This is a genomic window from Neoalteromonas flava (genome assembly GCF_002807685.1).
In the GTDB taxonomy this organism is placed as follows: Bacteria; Pseudomonadota; Gammaproteobacteria; order Enterobacterales; family Alteromonadaceae; genus Alteromonas_E; species Alteromonas_E flava.
The window spans coordinates 160409-183482 of the sequence record NZ_PEAX01000004.1; the positions used below are offsets into that span (position 1 = coordinate 160409).

A 23074-nucleotide genomic window follows, 5' to 3' on the forward strand; every position below is an offset into this window, starting at 1 on the left:
TCATGAAAATGTCAGCCGAGCGTAATGCCAGAATTCGGGCATTATTGGATAAACGTCAGCCCGACCTAACGGTATTGCTAGAAGAAGTGCACAAGCCACATAACGTGGCTGCCATTGTGCGCAGTTGTGATGCGGTAGGGATCCATCAAATCCATGGCGTATGGAATAATAAAAATACCGTGCGCAAAGGGACTGCGGTTGGTAGCAATATGTGGGTTAAGAGCCGTGGTCATGCCACAATTAATGATGCTGTAGCAGATCTTAAGAGCGAAGGTATGCAGATTTTGGTGACCAATTTGAGCACCAAAGCCGTTGATTTTCGTGAAGTTGACTATACGCGGCCGACTGCGATTATCATGGGCCAAGAGAAAACCGGCGCAACGGCTGAAGCTATCGCGCTGGCTGACACCGATATTATTATCCCCATGGTCGGCATGGTGCAGTCGCTGAATGTATCTGTCGCTGCGGCCCTCGTGTTGTACGAAGCGCAACGTCAGCGCGAATTAGCAGGTATGTACAATGAACCTCGTTTACCTGAAGTTGAGCGCCAGCGCGTATTGTTTGAAGGTGGCTTCCCGCGCTTGAGCAAGTTTTGTAAAGAAAAAGCCATTGCCAATCCACACGTAAGTGAGGATGGCGAAATCATTGCTGATGACTCGTGGTGGGAGCAACTTAAACTTTCAAAACAGGCTATGCGGGAGATTGTAGCTGACGAATAAGGCTAGATTTTGTGAAATAATTAGCTAAGTGCTCAGGTCTGATGGTGTGACTTTAATCTACCCGAGAAACTTTATGCGAAATGTTTTGTTAGTGATGTCTGCCTTGTTTACCTTAAGCTTGCCCGTCGCAGCTTTAGATAGAGCCGTTATTGCCGAGCAGGCGGAAAGTGTTACTCCATTATTGAATGGTCAAACCATTCCTAACACAACGTTAAAGCTGGCTGACGGTGCTCCTGTCAGCCTGGGCGCACTGGCGATGCAAAAGCCAAGTATCATCTTGTTTTACCGCGGCGGTTGGTGTCCTTACTGCAATCGCCAGCTAGCCGAGTTGAAAGATATCGAAGGGGAACTCGTTGAACTTGGCTATCAGGTTTTGGCTATATCGCCAGAGTCTCCGGCGCGATTGCAGGAACAAAAGTTGGAAACAGAATTTGCGGTGACGCTGCTATCTGATGAGTCACTAGACACTATTCGTTCCTTTGGTATTGGCTTTTATGTCGATGCACAAACCAGCAATCGTTATCAAAACGAGATGGACATTGAATTGACCGAAGATACTAGCCAGCGTTCTGTGTTGCCAGCACCGGCAATATTTATTGCCGACACTCAAGGTGTTGTGCAATTCAGTTATGTAAACCCGAATTTCCGCGTGCGTCCTTCCGCGGAGCTGTTGTTGAATGTTGCTAAGGCACTAAAATAACTAAATTTGCTACGCATGCAACGTGATCTTTGTTTACTATTACAGGATGCAAATGTGATGAGCCATGTTCATGCGATTGATTTTACTGTTGTGCTTAATGCTCGGCGCCAACGCGCTGAGTATTGCTGACGATGCGCCGCGCGTAGCCAAAAACGCTGACGACATTAAGCCCTTACTAATCGGCCAGTTTGCCCCCAATGTCCAGGTAAAGACTGAGTTCGGTGGCAACGTTATGTTGCACAGCTACATTGAGAAACGCCCAACAGTGGTGATTTTTTATCGCGGCGGCTGGTGCCCCTATTGCAGCCGCCAGTTAGCGGGTTTGATTGAAGTTGAACAACGTATTCTGGATTTGGGTTATCAAATTTTAGCCATTTCATTGGACAGTCCAGAGCGCCTCAAGGCCCAGCAGGCCACCCAAGATTTCACTCTTACGCGCCTGTCAGATATGGACCTGAATGCAACCTTGGCCTTTGGTTTGGCGTATTACGTCGATGATGAAATGGTTGAGTTTATTCGTGGTCAGCGTGGCGCTGAGGTCGTTACCCTAGCCGGCGAGAGTAAAGTTGTGTTGCCTGTACCGGCAGCCTATATCATTGATACCACAGGCTTGGTAAAGTTTGCCTATGTTAATCCCAATTACCAAGAGCGCATCAATCCGCACTTGCTCTATCAAGCCGCGCGATTATCGCGTTAAGAATTTTAGTGATCAAAGTTAACTTAAGTGGCGGTGCATGACCGTCACCGCGCATAGTCCTGTTACGGAATTAAAAGGTGTCGGCGCCAAGATGGCCGAACGTCTGGATAAATTGGGGATCCGCTCGATTCAGGATGCCCTATTTCACTTACCCGCACGTTACGAAGATCGCACGCGCATATACCCGATTGCTGATCTCCAGCCTTTTTTACATGTGAGTGTGGCCGGTGAGGTTACCTCAAGTGCCGTGCAGTTTGGTCGTAAACGCATGCTGGTTACCCGTATCAATGACGGAACCGGTTCACTGACATTGCGTTTTTTTCATTTTACTGCCGCGCAAAAAAACATGTTGGATAAGGGCCAAAAAGTGCGCTGTTTTGGTGAAGTGCGCACCGGCAAGCACGGGCTGGAAATGATGCATCCGGAATTTAAATTACTGGCGGATGATCCAGATCAGCTCGCAGTGGAGGAATCACTCACGCCGGTGTACCCGACCACGGAAGGGGTTAAACAAATTACTCTGCGGAATCTAACTGAACAGGCGTTAGCAAAATTAAAACAGGGGTTTTTACCCGATCTGTTGCCGCCGGGAATGTATCAGCAGCAAGTACCACTGGAAGAGGCATTGCACCTCATCCATAGGCCCTCACCTGATATCTCTACCGAACTGCTGGAAAACGGAAAGCATCCGGCACAGCAACGCTTGGCGTTGGAAGAATTACTCGCCCATCACCTTAGCATGCTGAAGTTACGCAAACAGGCCAAACAGGTAACCGGTTTTGCAATTCCGACTAGCAGTAAATTGCGCCAACGCTTGCTCGCTAACTTGCCATTCAAACCGACGAATGCTCAAACGCGTGTGTTAGCAGAAATTCAACAGGATTTAAGTCAAACATCCCCCATGATGCGTTTGGTGCAAGGCGATGTGGGCTCGGGTAAAACATTAGTTGCTGCACTGGCAGCCCTTGATGTGATCGCAGCAGGTTACCAAGTCGTTCTTATGGCACCCACCGAACTTCTAGCTGAGCAGCATGCAAGTAATCTTAATAGCTGGCTAGAGCCATTAGGGATAACAGTTGGATGGTTAGGCGGTAAGCTAAAAGGCAAAGCACGGGCTGAATTATTAAGTTTACTTGAAACCGGTCAAATTGATTTACTGGTAGGTACGCATGCGGTTTTTCAGCAAGGAGTAAATTATACTAATTTGGCCCTCGTGATCGTGGATGAGCAACACCGCTTTGGGGTGCACCAGCGCTTGGCATTGCGTGAAAAAGGCGAGGCGCAAGGGCGCTATCCACACCAACTAATTATGACCGCGACGCCAATCCCGCGAACCCTGGCAATGACCGCCTATGCGGACTTGGATACTTCCATTATTGATGAATTGCCGCCCGGAAGAACACCGGTAACAACCGTAGTCATACCTGATAGCCGCAGGATTGAAGTGGTTGAGCGGGTCCGTCAGGCTTGCACTGAGCAACAACGCCAAGCTTACTGGGTATGTACGTTGATTGACGAGTCAGAAGTATTGCAATGCCAAGCGGCCGAAGATACTGCGATTGCGCTTACCACCGCGTTGCCTGATTTGCGAGTTGGTTTAGTCCATGGCCGCTTAAAAGGGCCTGAAAAGCAAGCGATTATGGCGCAATTTAAAGCGGGAGAGTTGGACTTGCTGGTGGCCACTACGGTTATCGAAGTGGGTGTAGATGTTCCCAACGCGAGCCTTATGATCATTGAGAATCCCGAACGTTTGGGGCTGGCTCAGCTGCACCAGTTGCGCGGTCGGGTTGGGCGTGGGGCGGTAGAGAGTCATTGTGTTTTGATGTATCAGAGCCCGTTATCAAAAACGGCAAGTAAACGCTTAGCTGTCATGCGCGAGTCGAACGATGGTTTTTACATTGCACAACAAGATCTAGAAATCCGCGGCCCGGGTGAACTATTGGGTACTAAACAAACGGGGATAGCGGATATGAAAATTGCCGACGTGGTACGTGATGCTGAATTGATCCCGCAAGTGCAGACACTTGCTGAAGATTTGTGGCAGCGCTATCCCAGCTATGCGCAAGCGATCATTAACCGTTGGCTGCAATACAAAGAGCACTATGGCAATGCCTGATACAAATTTAACCAATAGTATTCCAGTAATAAATGAATTGCCTAATGATCATGCACTTACGATCGAAGAACAGTTATTCTCAAGTTATCTAGTCACGGTACTAGCAAATGAAAAGTGGCATTTGGCAAATCTTTTAGATGATGCTTTGGCACTCGTGGTAAAGGCTGATGGCCTTGCATTGCGTAACCTATCCGAACCGAAACAGTCAGACGTTAGTGTTGATTTTCTATCACCGGCACTCGCCTATCGGCAAGCCAAAGGGGGAGGCAAAAGTGAGTTGTTGGTCAAAGCGATCGGCATTAAAGGTGCCGCTGATTACCATGTGATTGATGCGACAGCAGGATTAGGAACCGATGCCTTTGTATTAGCCAGTGCTGGCTGCCAGGTGACCATGTTGGAACGTTCACCCGTGGTCGCTGCTCTTCTTTTTGACGCACTGACTAGGCTCGAACAAGCGCCAGCGAATTCCGATTGGCAGCAACGATTAAAGTTGCAACGTGGCGATAGTGTGGCATTGTTATCACAATGGCCGTCGGAAAACACGGTTCCTGATGCCATCTATTTAGATCCTATGTTTCCCCATCGTAAGAAGTCAGCGCTGGTGAAAAAAGAAATGCAGGCGCTGCAAAAGTTACTCGGTGTTGACCCAGATGCTGATGCCTTGTTAGCGCCAGCGATCGCATTGGCCAAGAAACGCGTAGTTGTAAAGCGCCCCGCCAGTGCACCTTATTTAGCGGAGCGAAAACCAAATTTATCGATGAGCAGTAAAAAGCATCGCTTCGATATTTACCTTACTTAATGACAGGAGAATGCAATGTTAGAAGTTGGTTCACGTTTACCTGAAGAAACACTCAGTTATTTAGACAATGGCGAGATGAAAAACCCGCATACGAACGACTTGTTTGCCGACAAGAAAGTCGCTTTTTTTGCCGTACCTGGCGCTTTCACGCCAACCTGCTCTGCTGCGCATTTGCCGGGCTTTGTTGCCCTAGCCGACCAGTTTAAAGCTAAAGGTGTGGATAGCATTATCTGTTTATCCGTCAACGATGCGTTTGTTATGGATGCATGGGGCAAGTCGCAGAATGCAGAGCATATTTTGATGGTCGCTGACGGTAACGCAAGTTTTACTCAAGCTTGTGGCATGGACATGGACACCGATACGTTTGGTGGTATTCGTTCTATGCGTTACAGCATGTTGGTCGATGACGGTGTAGTTGTAGCGCTAAACGTCGAAGATCCCGGTCGCTTTGAAGTGAGTGATGCTGAGACATTGCTTAAAGCTCTGTAAGTTTTTTATTTTAGCAGCACTCAATGGAGTGCTGCTAACCCTCCCTTCCTGATCTTTGCTATCATCCCGTTTTTAGTCTTGGTTGAGTTGTAAGCATTGAGCACATTCGACGTTGTAATCATTGGCGCAGGCGCTGCTGGATTGTTCTGTGCAGCTCAAGCAGGTATGCGCGGGCGTCGTGTTTTAGTTATCGACCATGTAAAACGGCTGGGCGGCAAGATCCTGATGTCTGGCGGTGGCCGCTGTAACTTCACCAATATGTACGCCAGTGCAGACAACTTCTTATCGAATAACCCGCATTTTTGTAAATCAGCCCTTAGTCAGTATACCCAGTGGGACTTTATTGCATTGGTTAATGAATACGGCATTGCTTATCATGAGAAAACGCTCGGGCAACTGTTTTGCGATGACTCTGCAAAGCAGATTGTTGATATGTTGCTAGCCGAATGCAGTAAAGCCAATGTGACTATTCATAATCGAACTACAGTTAGCATAATCGAGAAAACCACTAGCGGTTTCTCGGTTACGACATCAAATGGGCAGTTCAGTGCTGAGTCATTAGTGGTTGCAACCGGTGGGCTTAGTATGCCTAAGCTCGGAGCAACACCGTTTGGCTATAAAGTTGCAGAACAGTTTGGCATCCCGACCACACCGGTACGAGCTGCACTAGTGCCGTTTACGCTGCACGAAGAAGATAAAAACACACTAAGTGAGCTCAGCGGTGTATCGTTAAAAGCCGTTGCGTCATGCAACAACATGGCATTTGATGAGAGCATGTTGATCACCCATCGCGGACTCAGCGGGCCATCAGTGTTGCAAATTTCGAGTTATTGGGAGCCGGGTGATACCGTCACATTTGATATTAGTCCAATCCCAGATTTTACTGCTTGTGTGCTGCAAAAGCAGAAAGAGAATAGTGATTCTTTATTGTCCACAGCACTCGCAGAGTGGTTTCCCAAGCGATTCGTGCAAACTATCCTGAATGTATTCAACGTTGAGAATAAACCGCTGAAGCAATATTCTGAAAAGCAACTCGAGAATGTGTGCGAGCATTTTCATCAATGGCAGGTGAAGCCGAATGGTACCGAAGGTTACCGCACCGCAGAGGTTACCTTAGGCGGTGTAGATACCGACTACTTATCCTCGAAAACCATGCAGGCCAAGCAAGTAGAAGGTTTGTATTTCATTGGTGAGGTTGTAGACGTAACGGGTTGGTTAGGCGGCTACAATTTCCAATGGGCCTGGTCGAGTGGCTGGGTCGCTGGGCAGTATGTTTAGTCTAGAACGCTGAAATTATCGCTCGTCAGCACCACAACCTACGATGCGTCTTCCATATTCTTATTTTTAACTGCAGCGGCCCGCTGTTATTTCTACAACGCTGGTATTTGCACTTCCTCTATAGCGTTGTGTTGCATGCTCTGTGCACTCTGCATAGAAAGCATGATTTCTTGATAAATGCCGCTGGCGTGAAGAGGAGTAAACATGGGTAATTTATCAATATAGGCATAATCAAAGTAACCCAGACGCATGGCTCGGGATAAGTTCACAAGTGCAGCTTCCGTATCATTTCTCGCCATGGCAAATACCGCATTGGCAACAAATAAGTCAGGACTCTGGTTGTCATTAAGTGCTGGAAACGAACTTGTTATCGCTGCAGCTGCACCGTTTTGTGCCTGATCCCACGCGCTCCAAGCGACTACATGTAATGCATTTGGCTCTATTGCCTGCGCTGCGCTTAGGGCTTGCTCAGCTTTGTCCAACTCAGTTAAATGGCGGTAAAGTGTGTACGCTAACAAGTAACTCTGTACCGAACCCTCATGACGTTGATGAAACTGGCTGAGCAGCGCCATTGCGGCTTGATACTCATCGTTCACTAGCAATAATCTGGCGTAAGCGAGGTTTACACCAGGGTCGTCTGGAGAAAGCTGCAGCGCCGCTTCAAACCAGTCTCTAGCCAAAGCGTAATTGCCGGTTAAATATAAAACCCGGGACACATTTAAAAATTGCGCACGGTGCTGGTCGCTTTGGCTTTGCAGACTAAGTTCTAACGCATTGCGGAGTTGTCCTTTGACGATATGTAAGTGCGCAAGGCTTAATGCGATCTGTGCGCTTTCTGGCGCTTGTTGATGCGCGGTCTCATAGTATCCAATTGCGTTTGTAATATTGCCCGTGACCTCAGCATAGTAACCACGTAGCCACAAATAGTTAGGATTGGTGGGAGCGTTTAACAGCAACCGTTCGATCATTTGATTGACGGGAGAGAGTAATTGTTTATCTGCATTAAATTTGAGTACCCCATCAAGACTGGCTTTGGCTAAACCAAATGCAATCGCTGGGTCATCGGGATCGGCACTGTATAAATCTTGATATAAGGAAATCGCAATAGAATTGGTATATTGCGTTGAGGCATTTGCATATTGCTGCGCGCGGGCCAACTTTACGCGAGTATATACACTGGCATCAAGGCCATGTTCTACAGGGCGGTTTACCGTGCTCACCGGCTGCGCCGGAGCTTGGGTTGTCGGTTGTAACCAATACACAATAATTCCAATCACTAAAAGCGCAGCAGCGGCAAAAATCCACGGTTTAACGCGCGCAATAGTGACTAAAAAAGTTACGTCGCCGGTAGTGTCTGCGTGAATGCTGGGTGTCCATCTGTAACCTTCACTGCGTACAGACTCGACAAAACTGGAACACTCCTCGGGTAGTGCGCGTCGCAGAAGCGAGACTCGCTGCGAAATGGTATCGTCACTGACGAATTTTTCTTTCCATACCAAACGCGCGAGATCTTCCGTTGATACTACTGCGTTTTGCGCGGCAAGCAGCGTTGCCAACATTTCAAAGGTTAGCCCTTTAACTGACAGCATTTTCCCTTGATAGAAAACTTGCCGTTTTTCCAAGTCTACAGTGAGGCCTCCCGTCTTCACGCGGGCTTGTGTATGGCTATTTGTCATAACAAATTTTATACGTCCTTAGCTTCAGACCTTTCGCAACCAGCTAGTCGATTTGACTGATCCATGACCACTGGCTCCATTCATTGGCGTTTTGGTGCCTAAACAATCAAAGGGCGCCCCGCAAGCGAGGTGCCCTAGTCTTAAATAATGTGCTTAGCTGCGTTTGTTGGAGCATGGCAGCGTCGCCTGATACAAACATATCTGACGTACCTCTTCCTTGGTTGCTCCACCGATACAAAAATCTAATCGTAACAATACAGTTTCTTCGATACCGCCGTTTGATTTTGCCCGCCATTTCCAGGAGCTTACATATTCCTTGGCATGTCTACGCAAACCAAAGCTCGGCACCACAGTTTCTGTAGTAATGTCGTCGACTTCACCATTTTCATCAATTGTAATACTGAAAATGGCGCATCCTCTTGCTCCCGCGCGTTCAATTCCGCGCGGCATTGTCAGCACTTCTGGCTCTATCCGTTCCCAAGACAGAGCCTCGGCAGACTCTGGAACCAGTAGGGTTTCAATAACATCTGTCTGCAGTACGACTTTATCGCTTTGCGCGTAAGAAACCATGGATGTTAGGCAACTCACCGTACATGCTGCTACGAGTCCTTTACATACCAAATTTTTCATCCGTTTAACCTTTCTGTTTATCAACCGTCGCCGCCTGTTTCACTGCCGCCTTGCAAGCGCAGAATACCTTCACGGGCTGCTTCTTCCATTGCTGCGCGCTCTTCAGCCGTGCGGCAAACACGTGTCATCATATTAGAACCGATGCGCTTTTCCATTTTGCATACTACGCCATCATCATTGTTTGCGCTGCTCGCAGTGTACTTTTCTGAATAGCGCGTACCAGTGCTCTCACACCCCAACAGTGCAGCTGATGCCGCGAGGGTAATAAGTAATGGTAAGTGTAAAACGGTTTTTGTATTACGTGTAGTCATCATGTTGTTCCTTAGTGTCGTATACACATCTCCATAATGAGAAACAAAGCCGCAATCAGGCAATTAACAAATCATGAAATTGCATGAATTTAGCTGCTTTCAGAAAACTTAAGAATTGTAAGTTTATGATTTGTATTATGTTATTTTGGTTTTGGGCAAGTATTCAGTTAATGCGTTACTCAGCGAAAACGTACTTACTGACACTCATTAGTTTGGACTTTAAGAAGGCTCGCTGCTCCTGGGAAGCATAATTTTCACTTTTAAGCCGCCGCCGTTGCGTCGTTGCAGAGATATGCTGCCTTGGTGTGCATCGGTGATTTCTCGGCAAAGTGCTAAACCTAATCCACTGCCGCTGGCTTTTGTAGAGTAAAACGGGATCAGCGCTTGCTCTAGTACCGCATCAGACATGCCTACGCCCCGATCGGCCAGCTCAAAAATGCTGTAATCGGCACTAGTGGTAACGCTCAAGACAATCTCTTCAGGGGGACTGCCTGACTCATGTGCATTTTTAATTAAGTTGATCAGTAGTTGTTCCAACTGGATCGCGTCGGCTATCACATTAACTTTGTCAGCAAGCGTAAAGCGGAATGGCCATTGTTCAGCAAGTTGGCTTAAGAGTTCCTGTATATCGACGCTGACGAGTTTGGGTTGCGGTAGTTTGGCAAATTTACCGTAACCTTGAACAAAGTCAGACAGATGAGAAATACGGTCTTCAATCGTAGAGAATACCCGTTCTAATCGCGGCTCAACGACATTTTTAGTTAGCAGCCGGCCACTGTGGATCATTGATGAAATCGGGCCAAGAGAATTATTCAGTTCGTGGCTAATGATCCGAATCACCTTTTTCCATACAGCGACTTCTTGGCGGCTGAGCTCTCGGGTCATTTGTTTCAGGATAAACAAGGTATGAGCCTGCCCATTCAAGTTGAACCGCCCGCTCGACAAATACCAGGTTTGACTTTCCTGCCCCTCCTGACTGAGCGTAAATAGTCCTTCTCGCGCGGCTCTGAACTGAGCTTGCAGTTCTTCACTTGCGTGTGCGATCAGTTCATTCAACAATTGACCTTCGAGAGAATGACGCGAGGCGAAAAACTGTCGCGCGGCAATATTGCTGAAAACAACCTGCCCCTGATCGTTGACTAAAAATAGAGCTTCAGGCGAGCTCTGCGTAATCTTGTCGAGTAATAGTTCACGTTGATAGATCCACTGCTTCTCTTGGCGCATCCGGTTTGCGGTATCGTTATACAAGGCGCAGAGTTGAGTGAATTCGTCATTGCCTTCGGCTGCGAGGCTTGTCGAATATTCCCCATCTTTGAGATTGAGCAATCCAGTCTCCAGTGCATCAATACCATCACGCAGACGCTGAGTCATTACAGTTGTAATGGAAAAAGCGAGAACAATGATCCCGAGCGCCATTATACTTGCGTGCCAAAGCGTTAACTCGCTAAACAGAAATAACGGTACGCTGGCAAGACTTCCACTCAGTACCGCAGTCAACTGCAGTCGCCGACGCAGTGGCAACAGCATCAATATTCGATCCCATACTTAGCCAACCTGCGATACAAAGCCTGTCGACTTAAGCCAAATTCACGCGCAACGCGGGCAATGACGCCATGATGCTCGCGCAAGGCGGATTCTAACGCTTGCCTATCGGGTTCTCTGGTTGTTTCAGGTGCAGTTGTAAATGCCGGTGGTGCCAGTGAAAAGTCATTGGCTTCTATAACGCCCTGTGGTTTAAGTACTGCGACACGCTTACAGGCATTTTCCAGTTCGCGCACATTGCCCGGCCAAGGATATTCGTTAAGTGCTTTTTCTGCACCCAAACTCAAGGTTCTGCCGGGCAGAAAGTAATGCGCCAAAGGAACAATATCATCCACTCTGGAGGCTAGCGGTGCGAGTGGTATTTCAATTACATTTAGTCGGTAAAAAAGATCTTCTCTAAATTTTCCGGCGTGGATGTCTTGGGCTAAGTTCGCATTTGTCGCGCTGATCAGGCGCACCTGTGTTTTTTGGGTTTTAACCGACCCTAAGCGTTCAAATTCACCGGTTTGGAGCACTCGCAATAACTTGGTTTGCCCCTCATAGGATAAATTGCCAATTTCATCGAGAAATAGCGTTCCGCCGTTCGCGGCCTCAAAGCGTCCGATGCGGGTTTTATTTGCACCTGTATAGGCACCGGCTTCGGCACCAAACAGCTCGGCTTCAATCAGATCAGCAGGTAATGCGCCGCAATTAACCTTAACAAAAGGTTTATTGCATAAAGACGACTGCGCATGGATCAGTTCAGCAATTTTTTCTTTGCCGGCACCATTGGGACCGGTTATTAACACCGAAATGTCTGCGCGCGCGACTTGAATGGCCATATCAACAGTACGTTGCATAGCGTGACTTTGGTAAATCAGGCCAACCGATTGCGCTGCACTGCGGCTATCTTGTGTGGCTTCCTGTTGGCGCGCCAACTGTGCGGTTTGACGTTTTGCCTTGCCAACTTCAAGCAGGTTCGCCACTGTGGTAATGAGCTTATTATCATCCCAAGGCTTGGCAATGTAATCTGCTGCTCCGGCTTTAATCAAAGCGACGGCCTGCTCTAAATCGGTCCAGGCGGTGATCAGTATAATGGGTAAATGCGGATTGATGCCGCGCAACCGTTGAAACAATTCACAGCCTTCCTCACCTGAGGTTGTGTCCTTGGTGAAGTTCATATCCTGAATGACTAAGCCAATACGCAATTGGTCCACCAGTTTAATCGCTTCTTCAGGAGAGGTCGTTGTGATCACATCATAATCGTGCAGCTCAAGCACCAGCGACAGCGCTTGTAGCACTGCCGGGGTGTCATCGACGATTAAAATCTTATCCATTCGTTTGTCACGATCCGTTTAAATTGAGCGAGTCGCAATACTCGGTGAAATGTTAGCAGCCCGATTCGCTGGTAGTAATACTGACAGTAAACTCATCGCTAACACGCCAACAGCAGTCATAGCAATATATGAGTAGTCTAGTGCTGGTACTGAAAATTCCTGCATCATCAAATTTCCCAAATAAACAGCAGCAATACTACCTAAAACTAGACCTGCTGCACACACAATGCCGTTTTCAACTAGGAAATAGCGCACGATCGCTGATTTTCGCGCCCCAAGAGCTCTACGAGTGCCGATTTGCTTTGTGCGCTTGCTAATATTAAATACGGTCATACCGAAAATACCCAGTGCCGTGATCAACACGAGTACCACTATCAATACCACCAACATGCGTAGCATTAACACATCTGCTGCGTTGTACTCTGCTTTAGCGTCATCCATGCTGGTTAAACTCATTATCACGCGCTCTTCGTATTCATCCAGCAATATTTGTTCGATTTGGCCCATCACTTGAGCACGATCGTCTGCTCGGGTACGCACGACAAACTTTTGAAAAGGGCTTAACTCAATATTGGGGAAAATCGAGAAGTTGTCGACATCATCGTCTTTCAACCAAGGTCCTTTCATGTTTTCTACCACACCAATGATAGTCACAGGATCATTGCCGATATAAAGTTGCTTACCGAGTCCATCGCCTTCAGGGTATAGCTCATTTAAATAATGGCGCGAGACGACAACGACTTTGGGCAGCACAGTAGGATCATCAGTCAACTGCACTTCACTCGGCATAAAGTTGCGTCCTTCGCTGATCTCGAGTCCCAAGGTCGCAAATATGGAGGCATCGCCGCCGGTGAAGGCGGTGCGCACACTGCGATAGTCATCGCTATCCCGTTGACTCATGGGTAATATCGAGAATCCAGAAGACGAACCACTTCCAGATAGCGGAATTTCGCGGATCAAAGAAGCGCTAACCACTCCCGGGATATTACGAATGGTCTCTTGAGTTTGTAGCAGCAATTGCACAATGCTCTCTGGCTGACCAAAAGTGTTGATAGCAAAGCCAAATATTTCGTCTTCAGGATAACCGGTGTCTTGTTGTAAATACTGTACGCGGTCTTTAATGATAAACGCAGCGTTACTGACAATAGCAACCGTGATCGCGATTTGTAGTAAGAGTAAAATCGCGCCCGCTTTAGAGCGGAATAATGCGCTGATAATCGGTTTGATTTCTAACATGGGTCGCTCCTTATTGGGTTTTTAGGCAAATGGCTGGATTCGTTCTGCATACCAACCATGCAGGGTAGAGTCCGGCAACCACACAGGCGGTAATGGCAATTATTGGGGCTGCAAATAACATGGTGAGATCCATGGTTGCCAGTGCACTGTAGTAGCTAAAAGTAGCCCTAACACCCCACAACCCAAGTTGTGCTAGTCCTATGCCAATGATCCCTCCGACCAGACCAAGCATGGACACTTCAACAATATGCTGTAGAAAGACCTGTCTCTTGTTCGCCCCTAAGGCCCGTCTTACACCAACTTCTGGTACACGCTTTAAAAACTTGCCCAGCAGTAGCCCAAGAATGTTTGCTAAACAAACCGCTAGGAACATAAAACTCAAGCCCACCAGGACTCGATTGTCTTCAGTGACAACCCGATTGTAATCCAACCAATCACGTAAATTACGTAAACCAAAGTGAACTTCACTACGCTCAAATCGACCTTTAGTCGCTTCTTCGGCGAGATAGTTGTTTAAAAATTCACGATATTCGGCGACTTCCTGTGGTGAATCCAGTTGGACCCAAAATTGTAACCAGAACTGTTCGGAACGCAGTTTGTCTGCAAAGGTTTGGACTTCTTCAAACTTCCAGCCATTGGTGTTGCCCCAATTGTGTATTTGCAGTGGCTCAATTAACGTTATTGGGATCATCAAATTTTCAGGATCGTTAAATGCGCCATTGGTTAAGTCGTAGTACTTGATGTGAAAATCGAAGTTTTGGTATACGCCGACCACGCGAAAAGCTCGTTTGTTAAGATAGACCTGCTTGCCTACCGAGTTTTCACCGCCAAATAGGGTTTCATTCAACTCTTGGCTGATCACTGTGACTAACTCGGCCTTATCTTCTTGCTCCTGTGACCACGGTGCACCATATTGAAAATCCACATCGAACGCCGTAAAGAATGTATTGGCGGTAACTCGGACGCTTTCCATAAAGGGTTTGATCCGGTCATCATTCAAATGAATACCATAACCTGAGCGTACTGATGGGACTTTTATCCCGGGAGAGTCAGCACGGTACAGATTCATCGTGTCTCGAAATGTTAGTTGATGCGGCAGATTATCTTCGGTCCACCAGCTATTGCTCTCATCAATAGTGTTGAGCTGGGGATGAAATAACTTGTCGCTTTTGTGTGGCAGCGGGTCCATCGACATCATGTAATACACCGATAAACTGGTCATGGTTACGCCAATACCGACAGCGATAGCGAAGACCATTAGCAAACTCACCATTGGCGTGCGCTTGAAGCTACGCCAACTTAAATCAATATAGTGCAGTAACATCGCTTTACGCCTCCGCCGCAATAGGTTGGGTGTCAGCCATTTGTTTTTGATAAAGAGTAAAATCAGCGATTTGGCCGTCAACGACCTGAATGTTACGCGGTGCGCGACGGGCCAGCTCCGGATCGTGCGTCACCATGATAATGGTTGCGCCGTTACGGTTGATCGTTTCCAACAATTCCATCACTTGGCGCGCCATCAAGCTGTCTAAGTTACCGGTGGGTTCGTCGGCTAACAAAAAGCGTGGTTCACCGGCCAGTGCACGAGCAATCGCAACGCGCTGTTGCTGCCCTCCGGAGAGCTGTTGCGGCAAGTGCTTCACGCGACTAGCTAAGCCCACTTGCTCTAAACAGTCCATTACGCGGCGTTTACGCTCAGCGGATTTAATCCCGCGATAGCGTAATGGTACTTCTACGTTCTCAAACAAGTTAAGGTCGGGGATCAAGTTAAAGCCCTGAAAAATAAACCCAATCTTTTGGTTGCGTAAATCAGCGCGTTGATTATCTGATAACTTGCCAATATCAACACCATCCAATAGATACTGCCCAGAAGTAAAAGACTCGAGCATGCCAGCGATATTCAGGAAGGTGGTTTTCCCTGAACCCGAGGGTCCAGTCACGGCGATAAACTCACCTTCTTCAACGCGTAAATCGAAATCGCGCAATGCGTGCGTTTGGACCTTTTCGGTTTGATAGACTTTGCTGATGTTCTTCATTGTTAGCATTGGTATATTCCTTATTTTACTGGCGCAACAGAATGGTTTCTGCATTGTCGAAAGGTTGATAGTTTGAAATGATGATTTGATCGTTTTCTTGCAGGCCTTCGAGCACTTCTATCTCGCGCATGCTGTAAGCGCCCAGCCGAATGTCGACCTTGTGGGCTAAATCTCCGACAACTTTGTATGCGGTAAAACCGCCGGCCTGAGTAAAGCTGCCGCGACGAACTTTAAGTACGTTTTGTTTACTGTCTAATAAAACCCGCGCAGTGACTTGTTGATTTTGGCGCAGTTGTGATACGTCAGCGCCTTGCAGCCGGACTCGCGTGGTTATTTCACGATCTTTAATCTCTGGAGAGACTGATGACACTACGCCGTCGATACGCTGATTACCAATACGGATCTCAACCGGTAAACCCAACGCGAGTTCATTAGCATAGCTTTCCCCGACCTGCACTTCAGCTTCGTATGCGCTGAGATCCACTAAGGTCATAAGCGGCGCATTTTTGTTTACCAAAGCGCGGGGTTGGACCAACAAGTTACCCACCACACCATCGACACTGGCACGAATGGTCAGCTCAGCTAATTGTCGATCGAGTTCCTGCACAACCAGTGCTTGGCGCTCCAATGTACTGCGCGAGCCCTCCAGTTCAAATGCAAGCGTGTCTTTGGCTAATGCAACTTCTTGTTGAGCGTGCTTAAAGGTAAGTTTCGCCCGGGCTAAATCATCAACGGCCTTCTCATGATCAATTTGACTAATAAGATTGTTTTTAATGCTTTGGTTAGCCCTGCGATTCTCGCGCTCTGCGGCTTGCAAGTCGACTTCTGCGAGGTCGAGCCGCTTAGTGAGTTCAAGTGTTTGGCGGCGGGCGTCTAGTTCTTGACGGGCCAACTCTCCCTGTAATCGTTGCATTTCTGACTTTTCTTGTTGCAACTGATTTTCTAGTTCTGGACTGTCTACTACCGCGACAACATCATTAACTGCGACGTTATCGCCGGGATTAACATGGAGTTCAACAAAGCCTTGTTGTGGCGCATAGAGTTGTGGTGCATTGGCCGCGACTATACGGCCATTGGCAACGATATCTCGGACTAAATCTCCGCGCTCAAGCGCAGCGATCTGTAGCGTTGCACGATCAACCGACTTTTGCGCGCCAGTAGTAGTCAGCAGGGCCTGTGCGGTAAAACCGACAAGCACTAAAAGTACGCCGACTATCGCAATGTTCCGCTTTAAACGACTGTTGTCTTTTACAATGACGTCTTGGGCGCTGGTGTCTTTTATCAATGCAATACTCCATTCAGTTAAACTGTCGGACAGTGGCAAGATGAGCTTGTTATTGTCCGGTTATAATGAAGATTACATAGCGAAGAGTGTGCCACCTATTAACACTCTGAAAAATATAGAAAAAATGACGATGTCGATGAAGGGTAAAGTGTCCGCGGACAAAAAAGTGTCCGGACGGACACTTTTTTATCTGAACTTATTGCCGTTGCAACAAGTAATCCAGGCCACCACAAATTGCCGCGACTTGAGCATCGATGCACTGTTCTGGAGTTGCCTTGGGGCTATCCGGATAGACTTCTGTGGTGGTCACAAAAGGTGCTTGAGTAAATCCACCACATAAGTGCAGCGAGCGCTTATCATAATGAATAACGCCGGGCTGTTCGATCTCAACGCCAATGATTTTGCCATCATTATCCGGCGGTGCGATGTGAGTCACTTTGGCAACCGAAGCAATGACCGCGGCTTGAAATCCCGCTTCTGGTCGGCTGGTATCGCCAACAGTGTAAAAGCCGTCCGGTATGTTCCAGATATCATGGCTTGTACCATCGCGCGCAGCGAGGGCTGGACGGAATTCAGAGTTGTCTGTATCCGTGGTCTCATGTAAGTCAAAATGGGCCAATAAGGTTGTGCTCTGGGCATCAACATAGCCCATCGCTTGTGCTGCCTCTGGCGATGGGCCATTCGCAATAAAAGAGCGATTCGGATCAACCGCAGCAGGATTCCAGCGGTTAATGGTTTCATAGCCCCACGGACTTAAACAAGATAACACGATAAAATTAAACTTATCTGCATAGCGCTTGGCAGCATTGAGAGCGAAGCCTAATGCGCCGTGTACACCACTGGTTTCGTAGCCATGTACACCACCAGTGACCAGAATGGTTGGCTTATCCTCATGCCAGGCGAGTGATTTTGCTGCAAATAGGGGATAGCGTTCCTGATCGTAGGGTAATGCACCATACTGTTCGACGGTAAACTGGGTATTTATCAGTTTTACTTTGCTAAGAACTTCATCGGCATAAGAGCGTTTAATTGCTTGTTGTTCTAACCACTGTGCTTTCTCGGCCTCTCCCCATGGTTGGCCAGGTTTACCGATTGGATATTCTGAATTCAAGTCGACTCCTTGTTTTTATCTAGGATAGGTGCGCGTTCATCACGCCTTTTTTACCGCTATACTCTAGCGCGTTATGCGTTGAGATTAAATCGTTGCCGTTCAGGACAAAACGATAAACGTCACTTTGTATTTCGTGATATCTTGCTAAACAATTCAGCGCCTAAGGATCTTAATTTTCATGTTAAAGCAACGACGTCTTTGGTCTTTATTTCCAGTAGTGCTAATGCTTTTCTGTGCAACGGATAGTTTTGCTCAATTATCCGCCTTTTCTGATGGGCCGACGATAAAAGGCTATGGTAAAAAGGTGGAAATACCGGGTCAGAAATTTACCCCACAGCAGAGCTTTTCCGTTGCCTTTGATGTAGCTGCAGGTGCCGAAGCTGGAGAAATAAATCGGCGGTTTGATAGCCTGGCTCGCTTTATCAATATGCATACTGCGGCCGGTGTGCCAAAGGAGAATATTCAGCTGGCGCTAGTTGTGCACGGCAAGGCAAGTATCGACTTGTTAAACAATGAAACATACCAGCGAGTACATCAAACCGATAATCCCAACCTCGGATTGCTAGCCGCACTGCAAGCCAATCAAGTTCGCGTTATTTTATGCGGTCAAAGTGCGACGGCGTATGAGATTGAGCATTCTCAATTGGCTGAAGGAGTAGAAGTGGCATTATCCGCGATGACTGCCCATGCGCTGTTACAGCAGCAGGGTTATTCGGTCAATCCATTTTGATCGGGGCTGTATGAAGTTATGAAAAGTATTAGTTTATTACGCTATTTAAATGTCGGAATACTATTCCTGTTACTTGTGCTCTCAGGCACTGCAACTGCGTTAGAATTTACTATCAGCGAAAAAGATATTAATCGCTTTGCTAAACTCGCGTTCCCATACAAGCAGAGTTACAACGGTGCAGATATATTTTTCACTGATCCTAAAGTGATCCTCAGTGGCCTAGATAATGAACTGCGGATTCAAACTAAGATCAGCGCTTACAAAAATAACCAACTACTCAAAGCTGATGCAGAAATCACCGGCGAGCTATTGTATGACGCCATCGATTATAACTTGCAAATTAAAGAGCCCATGGTCAGTGAATTTAAAGTACTTGAGAGTACAATGGATGATGCCGATCAATTGATCCGTGGGATCCGCGATGTCGTCGGGCAGTCACTCCCGGTTATCGTGCTAATTGATCTGGATAGTGTGGATATGGGCTTTGGTAAAATTCAGCCAAAATCCATTGTCGTTGGTAACAAGAAACTCATAATAACCTTGTAAATAGGGCAGCTGAAATGCGTAAAGTAGCTATTCTAACCATGGACAGCCTGGAAGATTTTTTCGCCTACGACAGTATGCTCGATTCGCCATTTGCTGCCGCGGGTTGGCACAGCGAGCACGTCTCTTGGCGTAAGGCGGATGTGAACTGGGACCAGTTCGATGTGGTCATTGTACGCAGTCCTTGGGATTATCAACAAGCTCCTGATGCTTTTCTCGCCTGTTTACAACGTATTGAAGCGTCAAAAGCAGTATTGGAAAATCCCTATTCTTTAATGCATTGGAACTTAGCTAAAACATACTTGCAAGACTTGGCGGAGCAAGACGTGCCGATTGTTCCCACGCTTTGGTTTGATGCTTTCGAGCCAACCATGCTTGAGCAAGGGTTTGCAACATTTGCGAGTGACGAAATTGTGGTTAAACCGGTGGTCAGTGCAAATGCCGATTTTACCTATCGGATTGCGCAGTCAAATCGCGCCGATTTTCGTGCTGAGTTAGCGCAGGTTTTCGCGACGCGCGCGCTAATGATCCAGCCATTTCTGCCAGCGATTGTTTCACCCGGAGAATACTCGCTGTTTTATTTTGACCATGTGTTTAGTCACGCGATACTAAAAACGCCGAAACCTCAGGATTTTCGTGTGCAAGAGGAGCACGGTGGACAGTTAACTCTAATCACACCTAACGATGATATGTTCGCAGTAGCCGAAAAAACATTAGCCGCCCTACCGGATCGCGCCCTGTATGCGCGCGTTGACCTTATCGAAACTGATAATGGCTTTGCCATAATGGAAGTTGAACTCATTGAGCCGTCATTGTATTTCAATATGGATCCAACTTCAGCACAACGTTTCGTGGATACTTTTTGTCGTAAATATTCAGCCTGATCAGGGTAAAGTGATGGTTCCTTGCAAGTAGCTGACTGCATGTCCAGCGAGTAATACTCGCGCGCCTTGAACTTCACACATAACGCGTCCGCCTCGTTGCGACTTTTGCTCAGCCTGCAATCTCTGCTGATTCAAACGCTCGGCCCAAAAAGGCGCCAATTGACAGTGAGCAGAACCGGTGACTGGATCTTCATTTACCCGTAACTTGGGAAAAAAGCAACGACTGACAAAGTCCACATCCTGGCCACGGGCGGTCACAATAACACCGCGTAAATCAAGTTTTGAAAGTAACGAAAAATCTGGCTTCAGCGCGGTTATTCTGGCTTCTGTATCCATTTCTACCAGATAATCAAAACCCTGGTAGGCTCCAACAACACCCTCGCCCAAAGCCTGTAATAAGTGTTTGGGTGGTTGGCATTTATGTACGAGAGTGCTGGGGAAATCCATCACGTAATGATCGCGTTCATGATGCACAAGCAATTCGCCGCTGCGAGTCTGAAAACACAATGGATTTGCATCAGATAACTGTTGGGTGCGAATAACATGGGCTGCCGCGAGTGTAGCATGGCCACACAGGTCGACTTCGGCTTCAGGGGTAAACCAGCGCAACTCGATAGTGTTTTGCTTAATTACAATGAAAGCCGTTTCGGACAAATTGTTTTCTTCCGCAATCTGTTGCAGGGTCGAATCGTTGAGCCATTCATTGAGTGGGCATACTGCGGCGGGATTCCCGCCAAATATTTTAGTAGTAAAAGCGTCGACTTGGAAAATCGGTAGTTGCATCTTGGATTTTCATTGCTTTAAAAGGCCTAGATTAGCGCATAAAAGCAGACGAAAACTAGCTCTTGGGTGCAAATAAAAAACCATCGAAGATAGAGAAAGTAGCCCTATCATCAATGGTTTTGTCTGTCCTTTATTTAAAACAGGCTCGGACATTTCCTAGTTTTTATTCAGAGCGACCAGAGTTCCAAACCAGTTTTAATCTGCACGTCAATGAGCATTGGTTACTTCTGTCGATTCTCACGCGAATGGCGTTTCACCTGCTGTGGCGCGCGATCTCGACTCACCGGTTGCCGCGCTTTCGGTTGTGCACGCTGAACATCGCGTGAAGCTCTTGGGGTTTCGCGCGGCACCTTAAGTGCTGGTTGCTGTTTATTAACACGCTGCGGCGGCGCATAGTTTCGCTGTTCAACCCTCGGCTGAACAACGGCTCGCTGGTGCTTACTCGGTTGCCTATGCTGCGTGGGACGAGGGACTTCGACTCGCTCCCTCTTGGGTGTTGTAACCACATCACGGTGTTGTCGCGGCGTTTCAGTGCGCACTTTGGACACATTTCGACTGGTCGTTGTTACCGGTTTACTTGTTCTAGACTGTACCGATTTTACATGGCGTACCCGTTGTTCAAGTTTAACTGGAGCAGCGCGCTGATACTCGCCGTATCGTGTATTCACCACTTCGCGATTACGCACTACCTTTAAAGGTTCACGCTGGCGGTATTCACGATGGCGCACAACGCGTTCATGATAACGCGCACGGCGGTGTTGTGTATTGTGCGCCCAACGTTTGTATTCTCTGGTGTACACGCGCTTGTGGTCACGATAATAAGGACGATAGTGTGGGGTTGTGTTGATCACTACATAACCATGATGCCAATGGAATCCACCAAAGAAAAAATGTGACGCAATGTGGATGCTAGGACTCCAATAGAAACCAGCATTCCAATGATAATGGCGCGGATGATGCCAGTAGTAGGGCGAACGAGCGTGCCACCAGTTACCATACACTACTCGAGTATCATAATAGGGCACATAAACCACACGGTCGCGCACGGTTTCAATCACCACCACATCGTCCTCGCGTGCAACGCTAACATAATCGTTACTTTGCAAGTTACCTTTACGATACGCGATTTCGCGCAACGCTTGAATGCGTGACATAACCCACTCTTCATCAGCAATTACTGCATCGCCGAGGTAATTAAGCCAGTCGATATCCTCACTCATTTGCGTTAATACACGATCAAACGGAGTTAATGCTTTGACGCTAGGGTCCCAGTCAAATACGTCTACCCGCTCGCGGATTTGGTCTTCAGACAAGTGTTGATTATCCTCTCGCCAACGTGCCGCGCGAATAACATCCATAGGGTAAGTTGATGCAATTAACACGTGAGTAAGCAATGTATCGGGATATAAAGCAATTGGGGCAAGCACAGTATCCAGCTGCTCTTCATTTAAGACCGAGCTTGAGTATTCACCATTGTCGTACTCTCGAGCGCTCGCAAACTGTATTGCCAAGCTAATACTGAGAATGAGTGCAATAGCGTAGATCAGAGCAATTCGTTGCGTTGATTTCATAGGATTCTCCCTTTAATGCGGTCAATGAAAAACCTTCATTGATGCTATCGTAGTTATGGTTATAGTGCTTATCGCCTTAACCAAACCTGAATGTATTGCAACAATGCTGGGAGCTATCCATTTGCTATTAGCATACAAAAGGCGCACAGTAAGTAGTGAGTTTGATCTGAACTAGAGTCATATGGATTATTTTTTTAAGCTCGACCCTGAGCTAAATATATCGTTTACGCGAGCGAGCGGCGTATTACCCGTCAGTCAGGTAATTGCAGGACTTAAGCGTTTGCGTGCGGACTCAGCGTACAAGCCTACAACTCACTTTTTTCTCGACTTTAGAGATGTAGAGGAAATAACCGGCAGTTTAGATGATTATGAGCAAATCGCTAGCTTGGCTGTGCGCATGCAGTCTGTCGAGAATACCAAAACGGTATTCTTAATTACCGAGAATAAGCCCGCGATAAAACGCTATGTTGAAGGCCATGCGCTAATGGCATCGCAGTCCAATCGTGAGTACATTATTGTGCAAGACACAGCGCTTGAATCGGCGCTCAGCAAGCTTGGTTTAGAGAGCTTGCCTGCTGGTTTTTGATGTAAGCATAAACCGGCAAAGCAAATGCGCAGAGTG

The 23074-nt window shown here is 47.4% G+C and carries 23 protein-coding genes; 11 read left to right on the top strand and 12 right to left on the bottom strand.

Annotated features, from left to right (window positions below; all coding sequences use genetic code 11):
• Nucleotides 1-8: 8 nt before the first annotated feature.
• The 7 genes from trmH to CSH92_RS10840 all read left to right on the top strand — a co-directional run bounded on the left by trmH (nt 9) and on the right by CSH92_RS10840 (nt 6798).
• Complete coding sequence (gene trmH / locus CSH92_RS10810; RefSeq protein ID WP_100657863.1) at nt 9-719, top strand: tRNA (guanosine(18)-2'-O)-methyltransferase TrmH; 711 nt, start codon at nt 9-11, stop codon at nt 717-719.
• A 73-nt stretch (nt 720-792) separates the two neighbouring features.
• Entirely contained in the window at nt 793-1419 is a 627-nt protein-coding gene (locus CSH92_RS10815) for a peroxiredoxin-like family protein (protein ID WP_100657655.1), read from the top strand.
• Between the two features lie 70 nt (nt 1420-1489).
• Nucleotides 1490-2116: a peroxiredoxin-like family protein gene (locus CSH92_RS10820; protein WP_164084719.1), complete on the top strand. Its 627-nt coding sequence runs from the start codon at nt 1490-1492 to the stop codon at nt 2114-2116.
• A gap of 37 nt (nt 2117-2153) precedes the next feature.
• A complete protein-coding gene (recG, locus tag CSH92_RS10825; RefSeq protein ID WP_100657657.1) occupies nt 2154-4232 on the top strand; it encodes an ATP-dependent DNA helicase RecG in 2079 nt (692 codons plus the stop codon).
• Nucleotides 4225-5031 carry a class I SAM-dependent methyltransferase gene (locus CSH92_RS10830; RefSeq protein ID WP_100657864.1) on the top strand — a complete coding sequence of 269 codons (807 nt, stop codon included), beginning with the start codon at nt 4225-4227 and terminating at the stop codon, nt 5029-5031. The genes recG and CSH92_RS10830 overlap by 8 nt, the downstream gene beginning before the upstream one ends.
• Before the next feature lie 15 nt (nt 5032-5046).
• On the top strand, nt 5047-5520 hold the full coding sequence (locus tag CSH92_RS10835; protein WP_100657658.1) for a peroxiredoxin: 474 nt from the start codon (nt 5047-5049) through the stop codon (nt 5518-5520).
• Between the two features lie 96 nt (nt 5521-5616).
• Nucleotides 5617-6798: a BaiN/RdsA family NAD(P)/FAD-dependent oxidoreductase gene (locus CSH92_RS10840; RefSeq protein WP_100657659.1), complete on the top strand. Its 1182-nt coding sequence runs from the start codon at nt 5617-5619 to the stop codon at nt 6796-6798.
• A gap of 92 nt (nt 6799-6890) precedes the next feature.
• Here CSH92_RS10840 and CSH92_RS10845 read toward each other — a convergent pair whose 3' ends face one another.
• The 10 genes from CSH92_RS10845 to CSH92_RS10890 all read right to left on the bottom strand — a co-directional run bounded on the left by CSH92_RS10845 (nt 6891) and on the right by CSH92_RS10890 (nt 17941).
• Nucleotides 6891-8474: a winged helix-turn-helix domain-containing protein gene (locus tag CSH92_RS10845; RefSeq protein WP_100657660.1), complete on the bottom strand. Its 1584-nt coding sequence runs from the start codon at nt 8472-8474 to the stop codon at nt 6891-6893.
• Nucleotides 8475-8627: 153 nt separating this feature from the next.
• On the bottom strand, nt 8628-9104 hold the full coding sequence (locus CSH92_RS10850) for an energy transducer TonB (protein WP_100657661.1): 477 nt from the start codon (nt 9102-9104) through the stop codon (nt 8628-8630).
• A gap of 20 nt (nt 9105-9124) precedes the next feature.
• Entirely contained in the window at nt 9125-9418 is a 294-nt protein-coding gene (locus tag CSH92_RS10855; protein ID WP_240612791.1) for a hypothetical protein, read from the bottom strand.
• Nucleotides 9419-9634: 216 nt separating this feature from the next.
• Nucleotides 9635-10942 (bottom strand): sensor histidine kinase, encoded by a 1308-nt coding sequence (locus CSH92_RS10860; RefSeq protein WP_100657663.1) that lies wholly within the window; start codon nt 10940-10942, stop codon nt 9635-9637.
• A complete protein-coding gene (locus CSH92_RS10865) occupies nt 10942-12273 on the bottom strand; it encodes a sigma-54-dependent transcriptional regulator (protein WP_100657664.1) in 1332 nt (443 codons plus the stop codon). The genes CSH92_RS10860 and CSH92_RS10865 overlap by 1 nt, the downstream gene beginning before the upstream one ends.
• An 18-nt stretch (nt 12274-12291) precedes the next feature.
• Nucleotides 12292-13509: an ABC transporter permease gene (locus CSH92_RS10870; RefSeq protein WP_100657665.1), complete on the bottom strand. Its 1218-nt coding sequence runs from the start codon at nt 13507-13509 to the stop codon at nt 12292-12294.
• 10 nt (nt 13510-13519) lie between these two features.
• Nucleotides 13520-14833, bottom strand: a complete 1314-nt coding sequence (locus tag CSH92_RS10875; protein WP_100657666.1) for an ABC transporter permease — start codon at nt 14831-14833, stop codon at nt 13520-13522.
• 4 nt (nt 14834-14837) lie between these two features.
• Nucleotides 14838-15554, bottom strand: coding sequence for an ABC transporter ATP-binding protein (locus CSH92_RS10880; protein WP_100657667.1), 717 nt, complete (start codon nt 15552-15554; stop codon nt 14838-14840).
• 16 nt (nt 15555-15570) lie between these two features.
• Complete coding sequence (locus CSH92_RS10885; protein WP_100657865.1) at nt 15571-16830, bottom strand: efflux RND transporter periplasmic adaptor subunit; 1260 nt, start codon at nt 16828-16830, stop codon at nt 15571-15573.
• 196 nt (nt 16831-17026) lie between these two features.
• Nucleotides 17027-17941 carry a M14 family metallopeptidase gene (locus CSH92_RS10890; RefSeq protein WP_100657668.1) on the bottom strand — a complete coding sequence of 305 codons (915 nt, stop codon included), beginning with the start codon at nt 17939-17941 and terminating at the stop codon, nt 17027-17029.
• Between the two features lie 178 nt (nt 17942-18119).
• Between CSH92_RS10890 and CSH92_RS10895 the strand changes: the two genes are divergently transcribed.
• From CSH92_RS10895 to CSH92_RS10905, 3 genes are read left to right on the top strand one after another with little or no spacing between them, the layout of a single operon-like run.
• A complete protein-coding gene (locus CSH92_RS10895) occupies nt 18120-18671 on the top strand; it encodes a DsrE family protein (RefSeq protein ID WP_240612792.1) in 552 nt (183 codons plus the stop codon).
• Between the two features lie 18 nt (nt 18672-18689).
• The gene (locus tag CSH92_RS10900) at nt 18690-19217 is read left to right on the top strand and encodes a hypothetical protein (protein WP_100657669.1); all 528 of its coding nucleotides are present in this window, start codon (nt 18690-18692) and stop codon (nt 19215-19217) included.
• A 14-nt stretch (nt 19218-19231) separates the two neighbouring features.
• Nucleotides 19232-20098, top strand: a complete 867-nt coding sequence (locus tag CSH92_RS10905; RefSeq protein ID WP_100657670.1) for an ATP-grasp domain-containing protein — start codon at nt 19232-19234, stop codon at nt 20096-20098.
• Here CSH92_RS10905 and CSH92_RS10910 read toward each other — a convergent pair whose 3' ends face one another.
• Together CSH92_RS10910 and CSH92_RS10915 are read right to left on the bottom strand one after the other, a co-directional pair.
• Complete coding sequence (locus tag CSH92_RS10910) at nt 20099-20881, bottom strand: PhzF family phenazine biosynthesis protein (protein ID WP_100657671.1); 783 nt, start codon at nt 20879-20881, stop codon at nt 20099-20101. It abuts the gene before it with no gap.
• A gap of 221 nt (nt 20882-21102) precedes the next feature.
• Complete coding sequence (locus CSH92_RS10915; RefSeq protein WP_100657672.1) at nt 21103-22452, bottom strand: DUF3300 domain-containing protein; 1350 nt, start codon at nt 22450-22452, stop codon at nt 21103-21105.
• A 181-nt stretch (nt 22453-22633) separates the two neighbouring features.
• Between CSH92_RS10915 and CSH92_RS10920 the strand changes: the two genes are divergently transcribed.
• Nucleotides 22634-23038, top strand: a complete 405-nt coding sequence (locus CSH92_RS10920) for a hypothetical protein (protein ID WP_100657673.1) — start codon at nt 22634-22636, stop codon at nt 23036-23038.
• Nucleotides 23039-23074: the final 36 nt, after the last annotated feature.

Coding starts and splice junctions, on each gene's coding strand:
- CSH92_RS10900 (WP_100657669.1), top strand. CDS start 18,690: ATGAAAAGTATTAGTTTATTACGCTATTTAAATGTCGGAATACTATTC.
- CSH92_RS10875 (WP_100657666.1), bottom strand. CDS start 14,833: ATGTTACTGCACTATATTGATTTAAGTTGGCGTAGCTTCAAGCGCACG.
- CSH92_RS10855 (WP_240612791.1), bottom strand. CDS start 9,418: ATGATGACTACACGTAATACAAAAACCGTTTTACACTTACCATTACTT.
- CSH92_RS10905 (WP_100657670.1), top strand. CDS start 19,232: ATGCGTAAAGTAGCTATTCTAACCATGGACAGCCTGGAAGATTTTTTC.
- trmH (WP_100657863.1), top strand. CDS start 9: ATGTCAGCCGAGCGTAATGCCAGAATTCGGGCATTATTGGATAAACGT.
- CSH92_RS10865 (WP_100657664.1), bottom strand. CDS start 12,273: ATGGATAAGATTTTAATCGTCGATGACACCCCGGCAGTGCTACAAGCG.
- CSH92_RS10860 (WP_100657663.1), bottom strand. CDS start 10,942: ATGCTGTTGCCACTGCGTCGGCGACTGCAGTTGACTGCGGTACTGAGT.
- recG (WP_100657657.1), top strand. CDS start 2,154: ATGACCGTCACCGCGCATAGTCCTGTTACGGAATTAAAAGGTGTCGGC.
- CSH92_RS10920 (WP_100657673.1), top strand. CDS start 22,634: ATGGATTATTTTTTTAAGCTCGACCCTGAGCTAAATATATCGTTTACG.
- CSH92_RS10895 (WP_240612792.1), top strand. CDS start 18,120: ATGTTAAAGCAACGACGTCTTTGGTCTTTATTTCCAGTAGTGCTAATG.
- CSH92_RS10835 (WP_100657658.1), top strand. CDS start 5,047: ATGTTAGAAGTTGGTTCACGTTTACCTGAAGAAACACTCAGTTATTTA.
- CSH92_RS10845 (WP_100657660.1), bottom strand. CDS start 8,474: ATGACAAATAGCCATACACAAGCCCGCGTGAAGACGGGAGGCCTCACT.
- CSH92_RS10915 (WP_100657672.1), bottom strand. CDS start 22,452: ATGAAATCAACGCAACGAATTGCTCTGATCTACGCTATTGCACTCATT.
- CSH92_RS10815 (WP_100657655.1), top strand. CDS start 793: ATGCGAAATGTTTTGTTAGTGATGTCTGCCTTGTTTACCTTAAGCTTG.
- CSH92_RS10910 (WP_100657671.1), bottom strand. CDS start 20,881: ATGCAACTACCGATTTTCCAAGTCGACGCTTTTACTACTAAAATATTT.
- CSH92_RS10820 (WP_164084719.1), top strand. CDS start 1,490: ATGCGATTGATTTTACTGTTGTGCTTAATGCTCGGCGCCAACGCGCTG.
- CSH92_RS10850 (WP_100657661.1), bottom strand. CDS start 9,104: ATGAAAAATTTGGTATGTAAAGGACTCGTAGCAGCATGTACGGTGAGT.
- CSH92_RS10870 (WP_100657665.1), bottom strand. CDS start 13,509: ATGTTAGAAATCAAACCGATTATCAGCGCATTATTCCGCTCTAAAGCG.
- CSH92_RS10830 (WP_100657864.1), top strand. CDS start 4,225: ATGCCTGATACAAATTTAACCAATAGTATTCCAGTAATAAATGAATTG.
- CSH92_RS10880 (WP_100657667.1), bottom strand. CDS start 15,554: ATGCTAACAATGAAGAACATCAGCAAAGTCTATCAAACCGAAAAGGTC.